This is a genomic window from Vaccinium witches'-broom phytoplasma str. VAC (genome assembly GCF_000309405.1).
Lineage (GTDB): Bacteria > Bacillota_I > Bacilli_A > Acholeplasmatales > Acholeplasmataceae > Phytoplasma.
In genome coordinates this window covers 1-1955 of the sequence record NZ_AKIN01000056.1, presented here as the reverse complement: position 1 = coordinate 1955, position 1955 = coordinate 1, and the positions used below count along the sequence as shown (strand labels likewise).

The 1955-nt window shown below is 26.2% G+C and carries 2 protein-coding genes; both read left to right on the top strand.

Going from position 1 to position 1955, the window contains the following annotated elements:
* Positions 1 to 15 precede the first annotated feature (15 nt).
* Positions 16 to 813 carry a hypothetical protein gene (locus RI68_RS01630; protein WP_017193519.1) on the top strand — a complete coding sequence of 266 codons (798 nt, stop codon included), beginning with the start codon at positions 16 to 18 and terminating at the stop codon, positions 811 to 813.
* 15 nt (positions 814 to 828) lie between these two features.
* Positions 829 to 1767 (top strand): hypothetical protein, encoded by a 939-nt coding sequence (locus RI68_RS01625; RefSeq protein WP_017193518.1) that lies wholly within the window; start codon positions 829 to 831, stop codon positions 1765 to 1767.
* Positions 1768 to 1955 lie beyond the last annotated feature (188 nt).

Here is a 1955-nt window from a genome sequence, read left to right as displayed (position 1 = left end):
GAAGAATAAAAAAAGATGACTATTAAGAAAAAAAATCCAGCAAAATCATTATCTAAAACTAGAAAATTGTTTAATTGGTGGTTAGTTATCGCCCTGATTTTAACAGTGATAACTATTAGTAGTTTATGGTTTAAAAACCATTTTCAAACTCAAGACCAAAAGGAAACTATTCAAGAAACAATAAATAACGAAAAACAAGAATGTCTAGATTTATATATTGATCAAATAAAAATTTTAGAAGAAAATATCAAAATTAAAGAAGAAGAATTAAAAGATAAAGAGCTGACAACCGCTTATAAAAACACTTTAACTACCATTAAAGAACTTAAAGAAAAACAAAAAAAACAAATTCAAAATATTATTGATTTTAAAAACTACTTAAAACAATTAGAAAATAAAATTAAAAAAATGGAACAAAAAATAAAAAAAGCTCCTAATTTAGAAGAGAAACATCGTTTAACTGAAGATAAACTCTTAACAGAAAAAGAATTAATTCAACTAAAAAAAGAAGAAAAAACTTTAGAAGAGAAACAAGAGCTAACCAAAATTATCCAAAATATAGAAGAAAAATTAAAAGACACTAATTTAACTGCTACTGATAAAACTACTCTTAATAATGACAAAATTAATAAAGAAAATAGAATCCAAACCATTGATAATAAAATAGCTCAAATAGCTACTAAAATTAATTTAAAACAAGATCTTGCTGCTTATCAAAGAGAAATAGAAGATCCTAATACGCAAGCAGAATTGAAACCTCATTTAAATGAATGCATTCAACATTTACAAGACCAATTAGCTAAATTAAATTAATATTAGTAAATACCAATGAGCCAATTAACTTTTATTGAAAAAATTGCTTTATATTTTAGTTGCTTTTTGTTAGGTTTTGGTCTTCATGCGCAATTATTAACTTCTCCCCAGATTATTCTAGAAGAGAAATATTCTCTTCTAGAAAATGATAATAAAAAAGTGGTACAAGAAGAATTATTAAAAAATAATAACTATTTAGCGAATGTCTTCAAACCACAAAACGAGATCATTAACAATTTATTTTATGAACAAATAAAACCTTTTGAAGAAACTACTATTATGGCTGATATGAAAATTTATCACGTTTATTTAGGGCAAAATGCTACTATGAAAGATGCTTTAGGTTGGTTAGGGCATCATTTTAAAGATAAAACTTTTAAAAGTACTTTTACTTATGCGCTATATAATAATCAGATCAATGATAAAATGGTTGAATTTAATTACCGTATTAAAGAACCTCCGCCAGAACATTTTCTTTTAGCTTATTTTGATGGGGGACAAAGAGAAGGGGCTAATAATACTTTTACTTTAGAGCAATTAAAACAAATGGGGCAGGGTGCTAAAGCTTTGTATTATTTATGGGGTACTCATCCTCCTTTGCCGAACAAACCTAATGACAACTTACCAGCTATCCCTTTTGAACCAACTAATTATGAATTAGAAATTTTTTACGATAAAGGAACTAATTTTGGCGGACCTTCTTACTTAGCGATTGATAAAATAGCTCTGAAAGATATTAGAAATCAGCAAATAGTCGCTATTTATCCTATTAATCAAAAAATTGAAGAACCTTTTGTAATCTTCAATTATGATTTTGAATTAAAATTTCCTTTTTATAATTATACCCAAGATGGTATGTTATGGTCTACGAATCATATTAAATCTTTAAGAAAAATTGATTTATATGAAAAGAAAACAGGTCAACATCGGACTTTATATTATGATGTAGAATAAAAATTATTAAAAAGAAAGGAAAATACCATGAATGTTATTAATTAAAACAAAGCTTTATTGGTTGTTTGTGGGTCTTTTAAGTTTATTTACTGTTGTTCTTTTTAGTTATGGTCTTTACATAAAACATACTAACCAACAACCTCTTTCTCTTGACCAACAAAATAAAACTAAAGAGGAAAGGGAAGCAG